The sequence below is a fragment of the Cupriavidus sp. 05T41 genome (assembly GCF_056396525.1).
Map to the genome: position 1 here is coordinate 1 of NZ_JBFTLQ010000066.1, position 20,229 is coordinate 20,229.

At 68.3% G+C, this 20,229-nt stretch carries 17 protein-coding genes; 9 read left to right on the forward strand and 8 right to left on the reverse strand.

The features are described from left to right. Positions 1-230: 230 nt before the first annotated feature. Entirely contained in the window at positions 231-1,547 is a 1,317-nt protein-coding gene (locus AC1DKV_RS29725; protein ID WP_441612252.1) for a putative bifunctional diguanylate cyclase/phosphodiesterase, read from the reverse strand. A gap of 327 nt (positions 1,548-1,874) precedes the next feature. On the opposite strand from AC1DKV_RS29725, the gene AC1DKV_RS29730 reads away from it, so the two are divergent. The 8 genes from AC1DKV_RS29730 to AC1DKV_RS29765 all read left to right on the forward strand — a co-directional run bounded on the left by AC1DKV_RS29730 (position 1,875) and on the right by AC1DKV_RS29765 (position 11,726). Next, complete coding sequence (locus AC1DKV_RS29730) at positions 1,875-3,506, forward strand: methyl-accepting chemotaxis protein (protein ID WP_441612251.1); 1,632 nt, start codon at positions 1,875-1,877, stop codon at positions 3,504-3,506. A gap of 25 nt (positions 3,507-3,531) precedes the next feature. Continuing rightward, on the forward strand, positions 3,532-3,999 hold the full coding sequence (locus AC1DKV_RS29735; protein ID WP_441612250.1) for a chemotaxis protein CheW: 468 nt from the start codon (positions 3,532-3,534) through the stop codon (positions 3,997-3,999). After that, positions 3,996-5,300, forward strand: a complete 1,305-nt coding sequence (locus AC1DKV_RS29740; RefSeq protein WP_477138645.1) for a CheR family methyltransferase — start codon at positions 3,996-3,998, stop codon at positions 5,298-5,300. Before AC1DKV_RS29735 ends, AC1DKV_RS29740 begins: the two co-directional genes overlap by 4 nt. Continuing rightward, positions 5,293-6,054 carry a chemotaxis protein CheW gene (locus tag AC1DKV_RS29745; RefSeq protein WP_441612248.1) on the forward strand — a complete coding sequence of 254 codons (762 nt, stop codon included), beginning with the start codon at positions 5,293-5,295 and terminating at the stop codon, positions 6,052-6,054. The genes AC1DKV_RS29740 and AC1DKV_RS29745 overlap by 8 nt, the downstream gene beginning before the upstream one ends. Further along, positions 6,051-8,489 carry a hybrid sensor histidine kinase/response regulator gene (locus AC1DKV_RS29750; protein WP_441612247.1) on the forward strand — a complete coding sequence of 813 codons (2,439 nt, stop codon included), beginning with the start codon at positions 6,051-6,053 and terminating at the stop codon, positions 8,487-8,489. Before AC1DKV_RS29745 ends, AC1DKV_RS29750 begins: the two co-directional genes overlap by 4 nt. Beyond that, the gene (gene cheB / locus AC1DKV_RS29755; protein WP_441612246.1) at positions 8,486-9,514 is read left to right on the forward strand and encodes a chemotaxis response regulator protein-glutamate methylesterase; all 1,029 of its coding nucleotides are present in this window, start codon (positions 8,486-8,488) and stop codon (positions 9,512-9,514) included. Before AC1DKV_RS29750 ends, cheB begins: the two co-directional genes overlap by 4 nt. A 30-nt stretch (positions 9,515-9,544) precedes the next feature. Further along, a complete protein-coding gene (locus tag AC1DKV_RS29760) occupies positions 9,545-10,555 on the forward strand; it encodes a diguanylate cyclase (protein WP_441612245.1) in 1,011 nt (336 codons plus the stop codon). A 388-nt stretch (positions 10,556-10,943) separates the two neighbouring features. Beyond that, positions 10,944-11,726 (forward strand): DUF4397 domain-containing protein, encoded by a 783-nt coding sequence (locus AC1DKV_RS29765; protein ID WP_441612244.1) that lies wholly within the window; start codon positions 10,944-10,946, stop codon positions 11,724-11,726. Positions 11,727-11,923: 197 nt separating this feature from the next. On the opposite strand, the gene AC1DKV_RS29770 is transcribed toward AC1DKV_RS29765, so the two are convergent. The 4 genes from AC1DKV_RS29770 to AC1DKV_RS29785 form a co-directional block, all read right to left on the reverse strand. After that, the gene (locus AC1DKV_RS29770) at positions 11,924-12,220 is read right to left on the reverse strand and encodes a transcriptional regulator (RefSeq protein ID WP_441612243.1); all 297 of its coding nucleotides are present in this window, start codon (positions 12,218-12,220) and stop codon (positions 11,924-11,926) included. Positions 12,221-12,439: 219 nt separating this feature from the next. Continuing rightward, positions 12,440-13,942: a tripartite tricarboxylate transporter permease gene (locus AC1DKV_RS29775; protein ID WP_441612242.1), complete on the reverse strand. Its 1,503-nt coding sequence runs from the start codon at positions 13,940-13,942 to the stop codon at positions 12,440-12,442. A 12-nt stretch (positions 13,943-13,954) separates the two neighbouring features. Further along, a complete protein-coding gene (locus tag AC1DKV_RS29780) occupies positions 13,955-14,416 on the reverse strand; it encodes a tripartite tricarboxylate transporter TctB family protein (RefSeq protein WP_441612241.1) in 462 nt (153 codons plus the stop codon). A 600-nt stretch (positions 14,417-15,016) separates the two neighbouring features. After that, the gene (locus AC1DKV_RS29785) at positions 15,017-16,552 is read right to left on the reverse strand and encodes an MATE family efflux transporter (RefSeq protein WP_441612240.1); all 1,536 of its coding nucleotides are present in this window, start codon (positions 16,550-16,552) and stop codon (positions 15,017-15,019) included. A gap of 339 nt (positions 16,553-16,891) precedes the next feature. Between AC1DKV_RS29785 and AC1DKV_RS29790 the strand changes: the two genes are divergently transcribed. Next, positions 16,892-17,209 carry a hypothetical protein gene (locus AC1DKV_RS29790; protein WP_441612239.1) on the forward strand — a complete coding sequence of 106 codons (318 nt, stop codon included), beginning with the start codon at positions 16,892-16,894 and terminating at the stop codon, positions 17,207-17,209. 135 nt (positions 17,210-17,344) lie between these two features. Here AC1DKV_RS29790 and AC1DKV_RS29795 read toward each other — a convergent pair whose 3' ends face one another. The 3 genes from AC1DKV_RS29795 to AC1DKV_RS29805 are packed head-to-tail and all read right to left on the reverse strand — an operon-like array spanning position 17,345 to position 19,916. Then, on the reverse strand, positions 17,345-18,109 hold the full coding sequence (locus AC1DKV_RS29795) for an enoyl-CoA hydratase/isomerase family protein (RefSeq protein WP_441612238.1): 765 nt from the start codon (positions 18,107-18,109) through the stop codon (positions 17,345-17,347). A gap of 2 nt (positions 18,110-18,111) precedes the next feature. Beyond that, positions 18,112-18,717, reverse strand: coding sequence for a cysteine dioxygenase family protein (locus AC1DKV_RS29800; RefSeq protein WP_441612237.1), 606 nt, complete (start codon positions 18,715-18,717; stop codon positions 18,112-18,114). Between the two features lie 20 nt (positions 18,718-18,737). Continuing rightward, a complete protein-coding gene (locus AC1DKV_RS29805) occupies positions 18,738-19,916 on the reverse strand; it encodes a CaiB/BaiF CoA transferase family protein (protein ID WP_441612236.1) in 1,179 nt (392 codons plus the stop codon). Between the last annotated feature and the right edge of the window lie 313 nt (positions 19,917-20,229).

Here is a 20,229-nt window from a genome sequence, read left to right on the forward strand (position 1 = left end):
GGGCTGCGCGCCGCCCGCACGGCCCGGCCCCGCGCGGTTGTCGCCGTCTGGCCGCGGCCAAGCGCGCAGGATCCGGACAAAGCCGGAAACAAATTACGGGAAGCGGGTGGAGTGCGACGGGCCTGCGACGGGCGTGCGACGGGCGCGCAACGCCGGCGCGGCCAGGGTGCGGGCCTTCGGGGACACCAGGACGCCGATGGTCGCCCGGGGTCCGGAGCGGCGGTGCCGGCTCAGCGCGCCTGCAGGAATTCGGTGAACTTGTCCGCCGACATGGGCCGGCCATAGAGGTAGCCCTGCACCTCGTGGCAGCCGTTCTCGATGAGGAAATCGCGCTGCTCGGCGGTCTCCACGCCCTCCGCCACCACGCCGATGCCCAGGCTGCCGCCCACGTTGACCATGGCGCGCACGATGGCGGCATCGACCGGGCTCTGCGTGACGTTGCGGATAAAGGACTGGTCGATCTTGATGCGGTCGACCGGGAAGGTCTTGAGGAAGCTCAGCGATGCATAGCCGGTGCCGAAGTCGTCGCAGGTCAGGGTCACGCCGTCGCGGCGCAGGGTCTGCAGCTGGCCGGAGAAGTCGTCGCCCTGCTGCAGGGCGATGGTCTCGGTGATTTCCAGCTCCAGCCGCTCGGGCGCCAGCGCCAGTTCGCGCAGCACGTGGCGCACCTCGGTCAGCAGCCGGCTTTCGCTGAGCTGCGCGGCGAACAGGTTGATGGCCACGCGCGGCGCGTCGGGAAACGCCAGCGACCACATGCGCGCCTGCGCGCAGGCGGTATGGAGCAGCCACACGCCCACGTCGGCCGCCACGCTGCTGGCGGCCAGTGCGTCGATGAAGCTCGCCGGCGTGAGCAGGCCCTGGGTGGGATGGCGCCAGCGCATGAGCGCCTCGGCACCGACCACGCGGCCGTCGCTCAGGTCGATCTGCGGCTGGTAGAGCAATTCGAACTGGCGTTGCGCGTAGGCGTCGCGCAGCGCCTGCACCAGCGACAGGCGGGTCGTCACGTCGGTGCGCATCTGCGGCTTGAAGAAGCGGATGGTACGGCCGCCGTCACGCTTGGCCCGGCCCAGTGCCAGGCTGGCCGAAGCCAGCGCGTCGGAGGCATTGTCGCCGCCGGCGGGCATGACGCAGGCGCCCAGGCTTGCCAGCACATGATGGCGCCGGCTGCCGTACTCGTGCGGCTCGGACTGCAGCGACAGGATGGCGGCGCTGACGTGGCGCACCAGGGTGGGATCGGCGATGGAGGGCAGCAGCACGGCGAACTCGTCGCCGCCGATCCGCCCGAGCACGGCATCGCGCGGCGAGGCGTCGCGCAGGCGACGGGCCACCCGGCGCAGGATCTCGTCGCCTTCGGCATGGCCGTGCATATCGTTGAAGGCCCGGAAATCGTCGATGCCGAGCAGCAATAGCGCGCAGCGCGGGGCAGCCTCCGTGCGCAGGCGGCCTTCCAGCATACTCAAGAATGCCTGGCGCGAAGCAACGCCGGTCAGCGGGTCGAGGTCCGCGTTCGGCGAGGCGCCGGCCTTCGCCTCTGACCTAGCCACCATCCCTGCCCTGTTTGTGATTGTCGACATCGATCCGATCTGTCAATTTGGCAAGTGTGACTAAAACCAGGAAAAAATCAAGCCGCGTCAAACCATGATATTGCGATATGTTGCGGGACGGCAAATAACATAATCACAAAACGCTAGCCCGCGCCCGCGCCATTGAAATGACAGAAACCTTCCAGTACCCTACGCCGCTATAAGGCGGGCGGGCACCCCGGGGCGCCAGTCTCCGCCTGCGGACCCGCCGCTCATGGCGTCGCCGTGCCAGGTTCACCGCGTCCGGACGCCGCCCGCCACCCTTCCTGCAAGAAAATACAAGAACATCGAATGGGCAACCGCACCGCGACCCTCTGGACCATCCGCACGCGCATCCTGGCAAGCTTTGCCATGATCCTGGCTGTCATATTGCTGACCTTCGTGGTCGCCTACGGCCGGCTGTCGACGATTGAATCCCACACCGTCGCGTTACGCGACGATTCGCTGCCCGGACTCTACTACAGCACCGCGATGCGCGGCGCATGGGGTGAAACCTACGTGCTGGCCTGGCAGAGCATTACCGCGGGCAGCGACGCGGAGCGCCGCACCTATGCCGAGGCCAACACAGCCCTGCGCAAGCGGCTGGATACGCTCGAGCATAAATACGCCGACTCGATCGTCCGCCCGGACGACCGCCAGCGCTTCGAGAAATACAAGGAACTTCGCCGCAACTATGACGAAGTCTCGGCCATGGTGTTCGCCGCCGGCAGCGCCGAGGCCGGCGCCATGGAGGCCCGGCTGCGCGGCCCGATCCATGCCGTTTGGGATGACGGCCGCGCGGCCCTGCAGGCCCTGCTGGAAGACAACAACAAGGTGTCGGAAACCGGCGCCACCAGCATCAGCAACGCCGTAGAGACCGCCAAGATCAGTATCGAAGTCTCGCTGATCGCTGCCTTGCTGGGATCGCTGGTGGCCGGCTACCTGCTGTTCCGCTCCATCACCGTGCCGATGCGCTCGATCGTGACACTGCTGTCCGGCATGCGCGGCGGCGACCTGCGCCAGCGCCTGTCGCTTGAACGCCAGGACGAATTCCTCGAGGTCGAGCAAGGCTTCAACCAGATGACCGGCGAGCTGACCGGGCTGGTCGGCCAGGCCCAGCGCTCGGCCATCCAGGTCACCACCTCGGTCAACGAGATCGCGGCCACCGCCCGCCAGCAGCAGGCCACCGCGACCGAGACGGCGGCCACCACCACCGAGATCGGCGCCACCTCGCGCGAGATCTCCGCCACCTCGCGCGACCTGGTGCGCACCATGATCGAGGTGTCGAGCGCCGCCGAGCAGACCGCCGGACTGGCCGGCACCGGCCAGGTCGGCCTGTCGCGCATGGAAACCACCATGCACCATGTGATGGAAGCCGCCGGCTCGGTCAACGCCAAGCTGGCCACCCTGAACGAGAAGGCCGGCAATATCAACCAGGTGGTCACCACCATCGCCAAGGTGGCGGACCAGACCAACCTGCTCTCGCTCAACGCGGCGATCGAGGCCGAGAAAGCCGGCGAGTACGGTCGCGGCTTCTCGGTGGTGGCCACCGAGATCCGCCGCCTGGCCGACCAGACCGCGGTCGCCACGTACGACATCGAGCAGATGGTGCGGGAGATCCAGTCGGCGGTGGCCGCCGGGGTGATGGGCATGGACAAGTTCGCCGAGGAAGTGCGGCGCGGCATGTCCGAGGTGACCCAGGTGGGCGACCAGCTGTCCCAGATCATCGGCCAGGTGCAGTCGCTGGCGCCGCGCGTGCAGATGGTCAACGAGGGCATGCAGGCCCAGGCTGGCGGCGCGGAGCAGATCAACCAGGCGCTGATGCAGCTCTCCGAGGCGGCCCAGCAGACGGTGGAATCGCTGCGCCAGTCCAGCCAGGCCATCGACGAGCTGACGCTGGTCGCCAACGACCTGCGCACCGGCGTGTCCCGCTTCAAGGTCTGAGCCTTGCGGGCCCGGACCACTTCCCATGAAGCTCTTCCTGCTGTTCCGCATCGGCCCTGACCACTACGCGCTCGACGCCAGCGAGATCGAGGAAGTGCTGCCGCTGACCACGCTCAAGCAACTGCCCGAGGCGCCGCCCTGGGTGAGCGGGCTGCTGGCGCGCGGCGGCGAGGTTGTGCCGGTCATCGACGTCAACGCACTGGCCACCGGCACGCCCGTCGCCCACCGCACCAGTACGCGCACGGTCCTTGTGCACTACCGCCGTGGCGCGGATGCGCCGGCGCGCCTGCTCGGGCTGCGCCTGGAATACGCCACCGAAACCTTGCGCTGCGCCCCCGGCGAGTTCACCGACAGTGGCGTGGACTCCGCGCCGGCGCGCTACCTGGGCCCGGTGCGCGGCGGCGCGCAGGGACTGGTGCAGTGGGTCAAGGTCGACGCGCTGCTGCCCGACGAGGTGCACGCCCGCCTGTTCCCCGGCCTCGCGGCACCATGACCACGGCCAGCCATATCGAAGCGCTGCTCAAGGAGCGCATCGGCCTGGACGCCTGCACGGTGGGCGCCGGCATGTTCGAGCGCGCGGTGCGCGAGCGCCTGGCGACGGCCGCGGTGCCCGACCACGATGCCTACTGGAACCTGCTGCACTCGCACCCGGAAGAGCTGCAGGCCCTGATCGAGGCCGTGGTGGTGCCGGAAACCTGGTTCTTCCGCCACCGCGAGGCGCTGCTGGCGCTTGGCCGCTTCGCCGCCATGCGCGTGTTCGGCGGCGCACGCCTGCATGACGGCGAGGGCCCGCTGCGCATCCTCAGCGTGCCCTGCTCCACGGGCGAGGAACCGTATTCGATCGTCATGGCGCTGCTCGATGCCGGGGTGCCCGAGAACCGTTTCCAGGTCGACGCCATCGATATCAGCGCGCGCGCCCTGGAGCGCGCGCGTATCGGCCACTACGGCAGCAATTCGTTCCGCGGCAGCCCGCTGGATTTCCGCGACCGGCATTTCACCGCCGCGCCGGGCGGCTATGCGCTCAACGCCAATGTGCGCGCCAAGGTGCGGCTACTGCGCGGCAACCTGCTGGACCCCATGCTGATGGCGGGCGAGGCGCCTTACCATTTCGTGTTCTGCCGCAACCTGCTGATCTATTTCGATGCGCCCACGCAGCAGCGCTCGCTGCGTGTGCTGGAGCGGGTGAGCCGGCCCGACGCCACGCTCTTCGTGGGGCCGGCCGAAGCCAGCCTGCTGACACGGCACGGCTTTGTCTCGGCCGGCGTGCCGCTCGCCTTTGCGTTCACGCGGCGCGCCCCGCGCCAGGCGGCCCCGCCCAATGAACCCTCGGACGGTGGCGCAGTCCATGCCGCCCCGGCGCCCCGCCTGCCGCATGCGCCGCCTCCGGCGCCGTCCTTCCGCACCTACCAGGCCTCGCTGACGCCGGCCCCCGAGCGGGCGGCCCAGCCGCGGCCGGCGCCCGCCACCAAGGCGCCGGGCAGCGCCGACCCGCTGGCGAAGATCTCGCGGCTGGCAGATCGCGGCGACCTGGCCGCGGCCATCGCGTCGTGCGAGGCATACCTCGATGCGCAGGCGCCGTCGGCCGCCGGCTACTGCCTGCTGGGCGTGCTGTACGATGCCACCGGCCGCCCCGCCGACGCACGCGAGGCCTATCGCCGCGCGCTATACCTCGACCCGGGCCACCAGGAGGCGCTTTACCATATGGCTGCCATCCTCGAGGCGCAAGGCGACGGCGCGGCCGCGGCCCGCCTGAGAAACCGCGCCCAGCGCAATCAACCGACCCGCCATGGCTGAGCCCGCACCGCTCGCGACATCCCACCCCGGCGCCAGCCACGGCACGCATGGCGTCGTCGTCGACGACTGCTGGCGCCGCATCGGCGTACTGGGCGACGGCAGCTGCCCGCTGCTGCCCACGCATATCCACTGCCGCAACTGCCCGACCTACTCGCGCGCCGCGCTGACGCTGCTCGACAACCTGCCCACGGGCGAGGTGAGCCTGCCCGCGGCCGATGCCGCCCGGGCCGGCACCGCCGCGCAGGGCCCGGCCGTTTCCTGCCTGGTGTTCCGCATCGGCGAGGAGTGGCTGGCGCTGCCGGCCGAGGCGCTGGCCGAGGTCACCGCGCCCTGCCCCCTGCACTCGCTGCCGCACCGGCGGCACGCCGCGGTGCTGGGCCTGGTCAGCGTGCGCGGCAACCTGCTGGTGTGCATCTCGCTGGCACGCCTGCTCGGGCAGGACTCGCCCGCGCCCGCCCAGGGCGCCGGCGCGCGCAGCGATGCTGCGTTCGACGCGGCGCACGACACGACCAGCAGCGCAGGACATGGCGCACGCCTGCTGGTGCTGGGCCAGGGCCGCAACGCCTTCGCGCTGCCGGTCGAGGAGATTGCCGGCATCGAGCGCATTGCCGAATCCGCCCTGCAGCCGCTGCCGACCACGTTGTCGCGCACGTCCTCGCGCTATGCCCGCGCGCTGCTGCAAAGCGGCGGGCGCACCGTGGGGCTGCTCGACGCGGCCTCGCTGCAGCAAGCCCTGACGCGGAGCCTGGCATGAATCCCGACCAGTTGCGCGACGCCTCCCTGCTCGAACTGTTCGCGCTCGAAGCGCAATCGCAGGCGGATGTCCTCAATGCCGGCCTGCTCGCGCTGGAGCGCAATCCCGCCGCCAGCGAGCAGCTCGAGGCGTGCATGCGCGCCGCCCATTCGCTCAAGGGCGCGGCGCGCATCGTCGGCCTCGACGGCGGCGTGCGCGTGGCCCATGTGATGGAAGACTGCCTGGTCGCGGCCCAGCACGACGAACTGCTGTTGCGGCCCGTGCATATCGATGCCCTGCTGCACGGCACCGACCTGCTGCTGCGCCTGGGCAGCCCGCCCGGCGGCGATCTCGGCTGGGCCGATCACGCCGGCAAGGCCGAGATCGATGCACTGGTGGCGCGCCTGGAGGCGCTGCTGGCCGGCAAGGCGGTCGACGCCGCGCCGTGGGCAAGCGCGCACGTCCTGCAACAGACGATGCCGGAGCAGGCCGCCAGCGCGGCCGAGCCGCCCGCGGCGCCGGCGCAAGCCACGGCCGAAGCCATGCCGGTGACAACGGCCGCCAGCGCGGACGCGCCGGCCGTGCCGCCGGCCGATGCGCCCATGGACAGGCCCGCCGATGCGCCCCCCGGCATCTTGCCCGCCCACGTCCGGCCCGCCGACCCGGCCGGCGAGGCCGGCGCGCTGCCGGAGACCCAGGAGCGCATGCTGCGCGTGAGCGCCGACACGCTAGACCAGTTGCTGGCATTGTCCGGCGCGGCGATGATCGAGGCCAACTGGCTCAAGCCCTTCGGCAACGCCCTGCAGCAGACCCGGCGCCTGCAGATGCGCGCGCTGCAGGCGCTGGACGCCCTGCAGGCGGCGCTGGCCGGCGGCCAGGGCGGCAACGCAGCCGAAGGCGCCGCCCAGGCCCGGCTGGCCGACGCGCAGCACCTGCTTGCCGAAAGCCACCGGCAGCTCTCGCAGCGCGTCAGCGACCTCGAACAATACGACCACCGCACCGGCCGCCTGTCGCGCCAGCTCTACGACCGCGCGCTGGCAAGCCGCATGCGGCCGCTGGCCGACGGCCTCGCCGGCTACTCCCGCATGGTGCGCGACCTCGGCCGCGCGCTTGGCAAGGCGGTGCACCTCGAGCTGATCGGCGAGAGCACCAAGGTCGATCGCGACATCCTCGAACAGCTCGAGGCCCCGCTGGCGCACCTGCTGCGCAATGCGGTGGACCACGGCATCGAGATGCCCGACGTGCGCCGCGCCGCCGGCAAGCCCGTCGAAGGCCGCATCACGCTCAATGCGCGCCACAACGCCGGGCGGCTGGTCATCGTGATCTCCGACGACGGCGCCGGCGTGGACCTGGATGCCCTGCGCCGCGCCATCGTGCGGCGCAATCTGGCGCCCGAGGAAACCGTCGCCCGGCTGTCGCAGGCGGAGTTGCTCGACTTCCTGCTGCTGCCCGGCTTCAGCATGCGCGAGACCGTGAGCGAAGTATCCGGGCGCGGGGTCGGGCTCGATGCCGTGCAGGACATGATCCGCCAGGTGCGCGGCAGCATCCGCCTGGTGCAGGAAAGCGGGCGCGGCATGCAGTTCCACCTCGAGCTGCCGCTCACGCTGTCGGTGGTGCGCGCGTTGCTGGTGGAGGTGTCGGGCGAAGCCTATGCCTTCCCGCTGGCCTACGTGATGCAGGCCCTCCACCTCGAGCGCCGCGACATCGAGCAATTGCAGAACCGCCAGCACTTCCGCTTCGGCAATCGCCAGGTGGGCCTGGTCAGCACGGCCCAGGTGTTGCAGCGACCGGAGGCCCGGCGCGACGAGGACACCGTGCCGGTGGTGGTGCTGGGCGATCACGAGCGCACATACGGCGTGGCGGTGGACCGCCTGCTGGGAGAGCGTATCCTGGTGGTCCAGCCGCTGGCGGCCTGCCTCGGGAAGATCAAGGATATTGCCGCCGGCAGCATCACCGAGGACGGCACGCCGGTGCTGATCTTCGACGTGGAAGACATGATCCGGTCGGTGGAGAAACTGCTGTCCGAAGGCAAGATCGACCGCATCCGCCGCGGCGGCGCCGTAGCCGCCCCGGTACGGCGCAAGCGCGTGCTGGTGGTGGACGATTCGCTCACGGTGCGTGAACTGGAGCGCAAGCTGCTGGCCAACCGAGGCTACGATGTCACCGTGGCGGTGGACGGCATGGACGCCTGGAACGTGCTGCGCGCGGAATCCTTCGACCTGGTCATCACCGACATCGACATGCCGCGCATGGACGGCATCGAGCTGGTCACGCGCATCAAGCGCGAGCCGCGCCTGCAGCAGGTGCCGGTGATGGTGGTCTCGTACAAGGACAGGGAGCAGGATCGCCAGCGCGGCCTGGAGGCCGGCGCGGACTACTATCTGGCCAAGGGAAGCTTCCAGGATGCCGCGTTGCTCGATGCGGTACAGGACCTGATCGGAGAGGCGCGCGCATGAAGATCGGCATCGTCAACGACTCGCAGCTGGCCGTGGTGGCGCTGCGACGTGTCATCGCACTGGATCCCGAACTGGAAGTGGCGTGGGTGGCCGAGGACGGCGAGAGCGCCGTGCGCATGGCCGCCGCACGCACGCCGGACCTGATCCTGATGGACCTGCTGATGCCGGGGATCGACGGCGTCGAGGCCACCCGCCGCATCATGGCCGCCACGCCATGCGCCATCGTGGTGGTGACCATGGACCTGGGCCGCAACGCCAGCCAGGTGTTCGATGCCATGGGCCACGGCGCGATCGACGCGGTCGACACACCCACGCTGGCGCAGCCGGATTCGCAACTGGCCAGCGGGCCGCTGCTGCGCAAGATCCGCAATATCGGCCGCCTGATCGAAGGGCGCGTCGCGCCCGCGCGCGCGAACGCGACGCTTGCGCGCAGGGCCGGCGCCGAACGGCTGGTGGCGCTGGGTGCGTCGGCCGGGGGCCCGGCCGCACTGGCCGCGGTGCTGGGCGCGCTGCCGGACGGCTTCAATGCCGCCGTGATCGCCGTCCAGCACGTGGACGAAGCCTTTGCCGCCGGCATGGCGGACTGGCTCGACGCGCAATGCCCGCTGCCGGTGCGGCTGGCCCGCGAAGGCGAGGCGCCCCAGCCCGGCACCGTGCTGCTCGCCGGCAGCAACGACCACCTGCGCCTGCTCAGTCCCGCGAAAATGGTCTATACCGAGGAGCCGAGCGACTACCTTTACCGGCCGTCGATCGACGTTTTTTTTGAAAGCGTGGCCCAGCACTGGCGCGGCGATGCGGTGGGCGTGCTGCTCACCGGCATGGGCCGCGACGGCGCGCTGGGCCTCAAGGCCATGCGCGAGCGTGGCTACCTGACCATTGCCCAGGACCAGGCCACCAGCGCCGTCTACGGCATGCCCAAGGCTGCCGCCGCCATCGGCGCAGCCGGCGAAATCCTGCCATTGCGGCAGATCGCGGCCCGCATCGTACGGGCCTGCAACACCAATCCCGGCAACAAGCAGGGTTAGGGAACAGGGCCGCAGCGCACGAGGAACACAATGTCGACAGATACAGAACAGAACTACAGTCAGCGCCCCGAGGAATACCTGGCCATGGTGCTGCTGGTGGATGACCAGGCCATGGTCGGCGAAGCCGTGCGGCGCGAACTCGAGCCCGAGCAGGACATCGATTTCCACTACTGCTCCAAGCCCGACGAAGCCGTGGCGGTGGCCGAGCGCACGCGCCCCACGGTCATCCTGCAGGACCTGGTGATGCCCGGCATCGACGGCCTGACGCTGGTGCGCCGCTACCGCGCCAACCCCGCCACGCGCGATATCCCCATCATCGTGCTGTCCACCAAGGAAGAGCCGATCATGAAGAGCGCGGCTTTCGCCGCCGGCGCCAACGACTACCTGGTCAAGCTGCCCGACACCATCGAACTGGTGGCGCGCATCCGCTATCACTCGCGCTCGTACCTCAACCTGCAGCAGCGCGACGAAGCCTACCGCGCGCTGCGCCAGAGCCAGCAGCAACTGCTGGAGACCAACCTGGAGTTGCAGCGGCTGACCAACTCCGACGGGCTCACCGGGCTGTCCAACCGGCGCTATTTCGACGAGTATCTCGGCGCGGAATGGAGGCGCGCCGGGCGCGAGCAGAGCCAGCTGGCATTGCTGATGATCGACGTGGACGTCTTCAAGGCCTACAACGACACGTACGGCCACGTGGCCGGCGACGAGGTGCTGCGCCGCGTCGCCGGCGTGATCCGCGAGAACTGTGCGCGCCCGGCCGACCTGCCCGCGCGCTTCGGCGGCGAAGAGTTCGCCATGATCCTGCCATCCACCTCGCCCGGCGGCGCCCGCCTGCTGGCCGAGAAGGTCCGCCGCGCCATCGAGTCCATGCAGGTGCCGCACAGTGGCTCGCCGGTAGGACAGTGCGTGACGGTGAGCATCGGGGGCGCGTCCGTCGTGCCCGACGAGAACACGCCGTTCAGCCGCCTGGTGGAGATCGCCGACGCCGGGCTCTACCAGGCCAAGCGCAACGGCCGCAACCAGGCCGTGATGACCGCCTGAGCGTACCGCTCCGGGCGCTGCCGGCGGCCGCGCCCGCTCCCGCTTTCCCTCCCCCTCCACCTCCCCCTCCCCAGCTCTCCCGCACGCCGCGGCATGGCCCGGCCTGCCGCCGCGCCGTCGTCGCGCCGTCGTCGCGATGCCGGCCGCATGTGGAGAATTCGTCCTGTGGGAATTGTCCGACACGCGTTTCGGAGACGGGTCAATTTGCCGGCCCGCATGCCCTGCCTATCGTTGCATTACGGCAGGCGCCGTTGCGCATCCCCTCACAGGGCCGCGGTCCGAGCGGCAGCAAGCCTGACAACGAGCGTGGCAAAGGATGGCCATCCCGTCGCGGGACGGCACGCGCCGGCCACCGGATGATTCACTCACCGGCAAGAAGAGGGCACTCATGAAGCTTTCCAAATCAGGCCTGGTATTAGGCCTTGCACTGGCCGCGGCGGCCGTACTCTCGGCATGTGGCGGCGGCGGCGACGACGGCATCGATGACCGCATCGGCATCAGCAAGCCTTCCGTGCGCGTGATCCATGCCATCCCGGGCGGACCCAATGTCGACGTGCTGCAGAACGGCACCAAGACGTCGTTCCTCAACGAGCCCTACAAGTTCGTCTCGAACTATTTCGACGTCGGAACCGGGGCGCAGCTGTTTGCCTTCAACGTGGCCGGCACCGCAACGCAGATCGGCAGCGCCACCGTCGATGCCCACACCGGCCACAAGTACACCGTGGTCGCGCTGCCCGGCTCCACCGCTGCCGACGTGCTCACCATCGACGACCCGTATGGCAAGGGCCTGCTGTCGGACAAGGCCCGCGTGCGCGGCCTGAATGCCTCGTTCAACGCGCAGAACATCGATATTTACATTACCGTGCCGGCCGCCGATCTCACCGTGGCCACGCCGACGATGGCGGCGATCGGCTACAAGACGGCGAACCCGGCCTCCGGCCAGGACTCGCTCTATCTCGACGGCGGCACCTATCGCCTGCGTATCACCACCGCCGGCACCAAGACCGTGATCTTCGACTCGGGCACGCTGACGCTGGGCAACAATGCCGACTGGCTCATCACGACGATCCCGGTCGACGGCATCGGCGCGCTGGTACCGAACAAGATCAAGGTGCTGGTGGCGCAGTCGAGCACGGGTACCGGCAACGCACAGGAGCTGGTCACGCAGTAACGGCAGCCGGCGACAGGCTTGCGCGCCCAGGGCGCAATGGCGGACTCGTGCGAGGGCCCATGCGGCGGGAAGATCCGGCAGGCGGGTCTTCTCGCCGTTGCTTTGCCTTTGCTTTGCTTTGCCTTGCCTTGGCCTTTGGGCCAGGGAGCCACTTCGATGCGTGCGCCGGGTCATCCGGCGCGCGGGGATGCCGGGGACTATGGCGTCTGTGCGATATCGCTTTGCAGGACATCCAGGTGGGAGAGGTATTTATCCAACTCGTCCTTGCCGCTGTCGGTGATGCAGTAGACGCGGCCACTGCCCTCGACCAGTTCCGCCGTGATCGCGCGCGCGATCATCAGGCTGCGCAGGATCGGCCGCAGCGAGCGGATATTGTTCTCGACTCCGTGGTCGCGCAGGCGCTCGACCAGGGTCAGTACCGTCGACGGGCTCGACTGGACGAACTTGAGGATGTATAGCCGCGAAACGAAGCGGTCCAGCGTTGGAGTTCTCATGCGGCTCCTGTGACGCGCCAGCGGGTGGCGCGATAGAGCTGATCATCATGCGCAGCCCTGCGCTGCGAGCACAGCCGGGCGGGGTTCACTGCGTGCGTGCCAGCCTGGACCGGAACGCGTCTTGCCAAAGAAAACGGGGTGCGCGAGGCACCCCGGATCTTGCGTCTTGCATTGTGCGTGCCGGCACATGGCCGCGCCGGCACGGGGGCTTCTTCGGTACTACTCTTCCTGGAACGCTTCTTCGCGCTTGGCCTTGATCGACGGCAGTGCAACGACGGCGACCAGTGCGGCAGCGGCGATCAGCAGGCCCATCGACAGCGGACGCGTCACGAACACGGTGAACTCGCCACGCGACAGCAGCAGGGAGCGGCGGAAGTTTTCTTCCATCATCGGTCCGAGCACGAAGCCCAGCAGCAGCGGCGCCGGCTCGCACTTGAGCTTCAGGAACAGGTAGCCGATGATGCCGAAGCCGGCTGCCATGAACACGTCGAAGGTCTGGTTGTTGACCGAGTACACGCCGATACCGCAGAACACCAGGATGGCCGGGTACAGGAAGCGGTAAGGCACGGTCAGCAGCTTCACCCAGATGCCGATCATCGGCAGGTTCAGGATGATGAGCATCAGGTTGCCGATCCACATCGAGGCGATCAGGCCCCAGAACAGCGCGGGGTTGCTGGTCATGACCTGCGGGCCCGGCTGGATGTTGTGGATGGTCATCGCACCCACCATCAGCGCCATCACGGCGTTGGGCGGAATGCCCAGCGTCAGCAGCGGGATGAAGGAGGTCTGTGCCGCGGCGTTGTTGGCCGATTCCGGACCTGCCACGCCTTCGATGGCGCCCTTGCCGAACTCATGCGAGTACTTCGAGGTCTTCTTTTCCAGCGAGTACGCTGCGAACGAAGCCAGCGCCGCACCGCCGCCCGGCAGGATACCCAGTGCCGAACCCAGCAGCGTGCCGCGCAGCACCGCGGGTGCCATGCGCCTGAAGTCTTCCTTGGTCGGCCAGAGGTTGGTCACGCGGTCGGTGAAGGTCTCGCGGTCTTCCTTCTGCTCCAGGTTCGCCACGATCTCGGCGAAGCCGAACATACCCATGGCCAGCGCGACGAAGTCGATGCCGTCGGTCAGTTCGGGGATGTCGAACGAGAAGCGCGCGGCGCCAGAGTTCACGTCGGTGCCGATCAGGCCGAGCAGCAGGCCCAGCACGATCATCGCAACCGCCTTCGGCAGCGAACCCGAAGCCAGCACCACGGCGCCGATCAGGCCCAGCACCATCAGCGAGAAGTACTCGGCGGGGCCGAACTTGAACGCCAGTTCCGACAGCGGCGTGGCGAACGCAGCCAGGATCAGGGTAGCCACGCAGCCGGCGAAGAACGAGCCCAGGCCGGATGTGGCAAGCGCCACCCCCGCTCGCCCTCGCCGCGCCATCTGGTAGCCGTCGATGGTGGTCACCACCGACGACGATTCACCAGGCAGGTTGACCAGGATGGCGGTGGTCGAGCCACCGTACTGCGCGCCGTAGTAGATACCGGCCAGCATGATCAGCGCGGCCACCGGGGGCAGCGTGTAGGTGACCGGCAGCAGCATGGCGATGGTGGCCAGAGGCCCCAGGCCCGGCAGCACGCCGATCAGGGTACCCAGCACGCAGCCCAGGAAGGCGTATGCGAGGTTCTGCAGTGTCAGTGCCGTGGAGAAACCCAGCGACAAGTGTTCAAACAATTCCATCTGGCCGACTCCTTAACCAGTAATGAAAGCAGGCCAGACCGGCATCTGCAGATTGATACCGTAGACGAAGGCGCCCATGCTGATCAGCACGAGCACCACGGCGTTGGCCAAGGCACCCTTCCAGCTGAACTCGTGGCTGGCCATCGACGACACCAGCACCAGCACGAACACCGACAGCACCATGCCGAGCGGCTTGAGCAGCAGGCCGAACAGCACCACCGAACCCAGGATCCACAACAGCGTCTTCAGGTCCCAGCGGGCGAGCTGGTCCGCTTCACCCTTTTTCGACACCGAACCGATCAACACGAATGCTCCAAGCAAGGCGAGTACCAGGCCTAGCAGGAACGGAAAATATCCGGGGCCCATCTTTGCGGCAGTTCCCATGGAATAGCCGCGAGCGACCCAGGAAAAGCCCAGACCGACCAGAACGAACATCAGGCCGGAGGCAAAGTCCTTTTGGCTGCGTATGCGCAAAACGATTCTCCTCAAAGTACGTGAAAGCATTCGGCTTCGCAGGCAGGCTCTCGCTTGCGAAGACGGTTGGATCGGCAGGTTTGAACGGCATCTCCTGCAGGATGGATGCAACCTTAGAGAGGCGATCTTTCAGCTTGCTTTCATTTGTCCTGACTTAGGGGTAATCACCGATACGCATCGGATTGTGTCGAATCGAATAAATATCATGTTGTGATGTATTTGCGAAAAACAGGCAAAAACACCCGCGAAAACAGCAGGGAATGACCGGAGGTACGAGGAACGCGTGCGCGTCGCCGACAGCGCATCTGGCTGTGAGGCAGGAAATGCGGGCGCGCAAGAACGCCGCGCGGCAGACAGCGCAGCATCGGCGGGAACGCATCGCGGGACGGCATCGGCGCCGGCCCCGAAGGAACACAGAAGGAGGCACCCAAGGCACCCAGAGGGGCACCGAAAGGCAATTGAAAGGCAACGCCTGGAATCGCTGCCTTGGCCACGGACCGCACGATGCCAGACGGATCTTTCGATTGCCTTTCAGGCCGGCATCCCAGGGCACGCCGCGCGCACCGGGTGCCACGACACCGCCACCCGCGGCCGCGACGCTCAGGGCTCGCGCGGGCGCGCGGGTGCGCCGGCGGTGGCCTCCGCCAGCATGTCTTCTTCGACCGCGGCACCCGCCGTGGTCAGGGCCTCTTCGCATGGCGTGCCCATGCTGGTGTCCGGCGCCTGCGGCGCGAACTCCTGCTCCGGAGGCGCCCCCGCGGGGGTGGCCGGCAGGATATGGCTGGTGCGCCAGTTGCCGAGGCGGTAGTAGGCCACCGCCAGCGTCACCGATACCACCGAGCCCAGCGGAAAGCTCCACCAGATCGCATCGGCGCCGAGGGTACGTTCCAGCACCCAGGCAAATGGCAGCCGCACCACCCACATCGACAGGAACAGGATCACCAGCGGCGCCATCACCGCGCCGGTGGCGCGCACGGTGCCGAACAGCACGATGGTGAAGCCGAACAGGATGAAGGACCACAGCACGATGGCATTGATATGCTGCGCAATGCCGATCGCCGTGCCATCGTCGGGCAGGAACAGGCCCAGCGAATGACGGTTGAACAGGTAGATCAGGCCCACCAGGGCCCCGGTCATCAGCAGGTTGAACAGCAGCCCCACGCGCGTGATGCGCGTCACCCGCTCCCACAGTCCCGCGCCAACGTTCTGCGCGACCATCGACGACACGCTCGCGCCGACCGCCAGCGCGGGCATCTGCACGTAGGTCCACAACTGCGACGCCACGCCGTAAGCGGCCGTGGTCTGCGAGCCATGGCGATTGACCAGCGACATCATCACGATCGCCGACGACGAGATCACCACCATCTGCAGGCCCATCGGCAGGCCCTTGGCCACCAGCGCGCGCAGGATGGCGGCATTAGGACGCAGGTAGCCGAGCTGGCGCCGGCGCAGCGCGAGGAAATGGCGGCGGCGGTAGAGCAGCGCCAGCATCGCCGCCAGGCTTGCGAGCTGCGCGATCAGCGTCGACAGCGCCGAGCCCGCGATGCCGAGTTCGGGGAACGGCCCGATGCCGAAGATCAGCAGCGGGTTGAGCGCCACATCCAGGCCCACCGACAACAGCATGAAATAGAACGGCGTGCGCGAATCCCCCGCGCCGCGCAGCGTCATCATCACGAAGTTGTAGAAATACATGAAAGGCAGCGCCAGGAAAATGATGCGCAGGTAGCTGATTGCCAGCGGCCTGGCGTCGGCCGGCGTATCCATGGCGGCGAGGATGGCCGGGGTGAAGGCGTAGCCCAGCGCCGCCGCCAGCACCGAAAGCAGGACGAAGAACGTCGTGCTGGTCCCCACCACGCGGCGTGCTTCGCCCAGGTCGCGCGCGCCCACCGCCTGCCCGATCATGATGGTGTTGGCCATGCTGATGCCGAACACCACCCCAAGCAGGAAGAACAAGATGATGTTGGCGTTGGAGGTTGCCGTGAGCGCCGCCTCGCCGAGGAAGTGGCCCACCCACACCGAGTTCACCGAGGCGTTGAGCGACTGCAGGATGTTACTGCCCAGCACAGGCAGCGAGAACGTCAGCAAGGTGCGCCCGATCGGGCCGGTGGTCAGCTGCGCTTTGGATTTCGTTGGCATGTCGAGTGCTTGTCTGGTTCTTCTCATTGCGCCCGAAGCAGCTTGCGCAGGCGGGGCGGAACTCCCCCGGGAGCCACTATCCCACAACCCGCCGACGGGTCATGTCGGTAGCCGTCTGTCAGACAGAAAGCCAATTGTAAGCAGTTGTCTGGATCGGGGCACGCGGCGCAAAGCGGGCCGGTCAAACAATGGCGAAATGCGCAACGCCAATGCGCAACACAAGTGGCCCTCGGCACCCCGCAGTCCAGCCGTCGCAACGCCGCCGCGCGGGATCCGAAGGGCCGTACCGATCCATCAACAGTGAGGTCCGATATGTCGCAGAACAAGCCCGTTCACTTCTTGCAAGCTTCCACCGCCCTGGCCGCCGGCCTGCTTTGTGCCGCTGCCTTCGCGCAAACCCCGGCCGCGCCCGCCGATGCCGGCAACACCGCCGTACCCGCCGGCATGACCCAGGTCGAGCCGCCGAAGGATCCCCTGGTGCAGCGCCGCGACGCCAACAAGCAGGCGTCGGACGAATACAAGACCAGGAAGAAGGCCGCCCAGAGCGAGTACAAGCACGATGTGAAGGCCGCCAAGCAGGACAAGAAGGCGGACAAGAAAGCCAACAACGAGGCGATGAAGCAGGAGATGTCTTCCGCCGGCACGGCGCCGAACTGATCCGCGCAAAGGATCTCGCCATACATCCGCCAATGGATACGCCCCGGGCCGGCACCGTCGATCGATGGTGCCGGCCCGGGGCGTATCCGCTCTGGCGATTCTGGCGGTTCTGTCGATTGAGGCGCTGCGCGAAGCTCAGCTTGCGGCCGCAGCGCGATAGGCCGCAATCCGGGCCTTGATCCCCGGCCGCGCCGCGGAGCGGACCAGGTCGGCGAGCTGCCGTGATGCTGCCTCGGCGCCGCCGTCGCGGGTGGCATCGTGAATGGCCGCCAGCGTGCGCATGTCCAGGCGCCGCGCACGCCCGGCAAGCGATGCCACGACGGCGTCGCGCGCCGCCGTGGCATCGCTCTGCGGGTCGGCCTCCAGCAGGCCCGAGGCAAGGCCGCCCGCTATCGCCGCGCCGGCGTCGAACGAGCGCCCGCCGGTGATCCATTCGCGTGCCCGCGAAATACCTGCCAGTTGCGCCAGGCGGGCGCTTCCAAGCACCAGCCCGAAAGCCGCGCCGGGGAAAGCGAAGCTGCTGCCTGCCTCCACCCAGCGCTGCTCGCACGCGGCGACGAGATCGGCCCCCGCGCCCATCGCCCGCCCTTGCACCAGGGCCGCCGTGGCGAACGGCGCCGCATATACGCTCTGCAGCAGCAACTCCACGCGCACGAAGCGCGCGAGCAGGGAATCGTCGCTCTCGGCATCGAGGTCGCCCAGGTCGAAGCCGGTGCAGAAGTGCTTGCCTGCGCCTTCGATGACAAGCAGGCGCGTACCGTCACGATGGCAATCGTCGACTGCTTCCGTCAGCGCCGTCACCAGTTCGCGCGACAGCGCGTTGCCGCGCGCGGGCCGGTTGAGCGTGAGCCGGGTGACGTCGCCCTCCTTGCGCACCAGCAGGATGATGTCCTGGTCCACGCTCACTCCTTCGCCGCCGCAGCCCACAGGTTGGGCACCAGCGCATTCGAGTATCCCGACACGAACGGCTTGGTGGCGCCGCTCGCGGGATCATAGACATGCCGCTGGATGCGGCCGATATTGCCGCCGTACAAGTGCACGCTGACCGAGACACGGTCATCGTATGCATTGCGCACGCGGTGTACATCGCCAAGCGACGGCGACACGGCCGCCACCTGGCCGGCGTGCAGCAGGACTTCGTCGCCATCGGCCACCAGCTGTCCGCCTTCCACGCGATAGTGCTGGTCGATTTCCGCGCCGCGCAGCATGCCGATCAGCCCCCACACCGTGTGATCGTGCACCGGCGTCTGCTGGCCCGGCCCCCAGACGAAGCTGACCAGCGAGAAGCGGTCCAGCGGATCGCCATAGAGCAGGTGCTGCTGGTAGTAGACCGGGTGCGGCCGCGCCATCTCTTCGGGCAGCCAGTCATCCTGCGCCACCAGCCGGGCAAGCGCGGGCGAGGCCTGCGCCAGCACGGCCGCCTCGTCGCTGCCGTCGCGCTCCGCCTGCGTGACCACCCTGCTGATGGTGGCGACGAACTCGCGCAGCCGTTCTATCTTGTCGCTCATATTCGTGTCCTCTCGGCGCTTCATGCGTCCGTGCCGGCGGCGGGCGCGGCGTAGCGCGCCCGCACCGCGGCGTTATGCTCGCCCAGCGCCGGCGGATCGCGGCGGATCGGCAGGCCATGCCCGTCGAAGCGCAGTGGCGAAGCAAAGGTGCGCGTCTGGTGGCCACCCGGCAGCGTCAGCGGGCGGACCCACTCCATATGCTCGACCTGCGGGTCGTCCAGCGCGGCGGCATAGTCGTTGATGCGGGCGTGGGGCACGCCGGCCGCATTGAAGGCAGCGATCCAGTGGTCCACGCCGGCTTCGGCGAAGCGTTCTTCCAGCAATACCTTGAGCGCCGACTGGTTGGCGGCGCGGTCGCGCGTGGTGGCGAAGCGGCCGTCCTGCGCCAGTGCCGGCAATGCCACCACGCGCACCACCTCCAGCCACAGCTTCTGGTTGCCGGCGGCAATGGCGAAGTAGCCGTCGGCCGCGCGGAACGCCTGGTAGGGCGCGTTGCGCGGATGGGCCGAGCCGAGCTTGGCCGGGCTCTTGCCGTTACCGAAGTACTCGCTGGTCTGCAGCGCGGCGATGCCCAGCGTACAGCCGTACATGGGCACGTCGATATGCGCACCCGGCCCGCCGGCGCGCACGCGCGCCAGCGCGCTGGAGATGGCAAAGGCGCCATAGAGGCCCGAGGCGAAATCGGCGAGCGGCACGCCGCATTTCACGGGCGCGCCGTCGGGCTCGCCGGTCACGCTCATCACGCCGGCGGCGGCCTGGATGGTCAGGTCGAAACCGCCCTCGCCCGCGCGCGGGCCGCTCTGCCCGTAGGCCGACACCGAGCAGTACACCAGCCCTGGCTTTGCCTCGCGGAAGCTGGCGTAGCCGAGGCCGAGCCGCTCCATCACCCCGGGACGGTTGTTCTCGATCAGCACATCGGCGTCGAGGACCAGGCTGCGCGCCAGCGCCAGGTCCGCCGGATCCTTGAGATTCAGCGCCACTGACTGCTTGTTGCGGTTGAGCGAGGCAAAGTTCTCCGAGTAGCCATCCGACAGTGGCGGCCATTGCCGCAAGGTGTCGCCGTCGGGCGCCTCCACCTTGACCACCTCGGCGCCCATGTCGGCCAGCAGCATGCCGCAGAAGGGCCCGGCTGCGACGGTACAGAATTCCACCACCCTGACGCCTTGCAGCGGCAGGTCGTGTTGTGCGAGATCACTCATCGGAAAATCCACGGAAAAGGCAAAGCGTTGGCGGCGGGGGCGCGTTGCTGGAATTATAGAAAGGTTGCCAAATACGATACTACTGTTCCACATTTGAGAACAGCAGCACCAGGCAAAGCGGGACGAACCACCGTGGCATCGGCCAGCTTGCGGGGACAGCCTGCGCGGCGCAGCCACGCCGCGCCCGGAGCGCGCCGGGTGCTGCAGATAACCGCCCGACGCGTTAAGCTTGCGGCTTCGTCCAAGAATTCCTGGCCCGGGAAGCAATCGCCCTGGCCTATCTGCGGCACAGGCAGCCCCGAAGTGCCGCGCT

What these genes read in the sequence shown, in the direction of transcription:
- AC1DKV_RS29775 (WP_441612242.1), bottom strand. Translation starts at nt 13,942, where the DNA reads ATGGAATTGTTTGAACACTTGTCGCTGGGTTTCTCCACGGCACTGACA.
- AC1DKV_RS29745 (WP_441612248.1), top strand. Translation starts at nt 5,293, where the DNA reads ATGGCTGAGCCCGCACCGCTCGCGACATCCCACCCCGGCGCCAGCCAC.
- AC1DKV_RS29740 (WP_477138645.1), top strand. Translation starts at nt 3,996, where the DNA reads ATGACCACGGCCAGCCATATCGAAGCGCTGCTCAAGGAGCGCATCGGC.
- AC1DKV_RS29725 (WP_441612252.1), bottom strand. Translation starts at nt 1,547, where the DNA reads ATGGTGGCTAGGTCAGAGGCGAAGGCCGGCGCCTCGCCGAACGCGGAC.
- AC1DKV_RS29765 (WP_441612244.1), top strand. Translation starts at nt 10,944, where the DNA reads ATGAAGCTTTCCAAATCAGGCCTGGTATTAGGCCTTGCACTGGCCGCG.
- AC1DKV_RS29770 (WP_441612243.1), bottom strand. Translation starts at nt 12,220, where the DNA reads ATGAGAACTCCAACGCTGGACCGCTTCGTTTCGCGGCTATACATCCTC.
- AC1DKV_RS29760 (WP_441612245.1), top strand. Translation starts at nt 9,545, where the DNA reads ATGTCGACAGATACAGAACAGAACTACAGTCAGCGCCCCGAGGAATAC.
- AC1DKV_RS29805 (WP_441612236.1), bottom strand. Translation starts at nt 19,916, where the DNA reads ATGAGTGATCTCGCACAACACGACCTGCCGCTGCAAGGCGTCAGGGTG.
- AC1DKV_RS29785 (WP_441612240.1), bottom strand. Translation starts at nt 16,552, where the DNA reads ATGCCAACGAAATCCAAAGCGCAGCTGACCACCGGCCCGATCGGGCGC.
- cheB (WP_441612246.1), top strand. Translation starts at nt 8,486, where the DNA reads ATGAAGATCGGCATCGTCAACGACTCGCAGCTGGCCGTGGTGGCGCTG.
- AC1DKV_RS29730 (WP_441612251.1), top strand. Translation starts at nt 1,875, where the DNA reads ATGGGCAACCGCACCGCGACCCTCTGGACCATCCGCACGCGCATCCTG.
- AC1DKV_RS29735 (WP_441612250.1), top strand. Translation starts at nt 3,532, where the DNA reads ATGAAGCTCTTCCTGCTGTTCCGCATCGGCCCTGACCACTACGCGCTC.
- AC1DKV_RS29800 (WP_441612237.1), bottom strand. Translation starts at nt 18,717, where the DNA reads ATGAGCGACAAGATAGAACGGCTGCGCGAGTTCGTCGCCACCATCAGC.
- AC1DKV_RS29750 (WP_441612247.1), top strand. Translation starts at nt 6,051, where the DNA reads ATGAATCCCGACCAGTTGCGCGACGCCTCCCTGCTCGAACTGTTCGCG.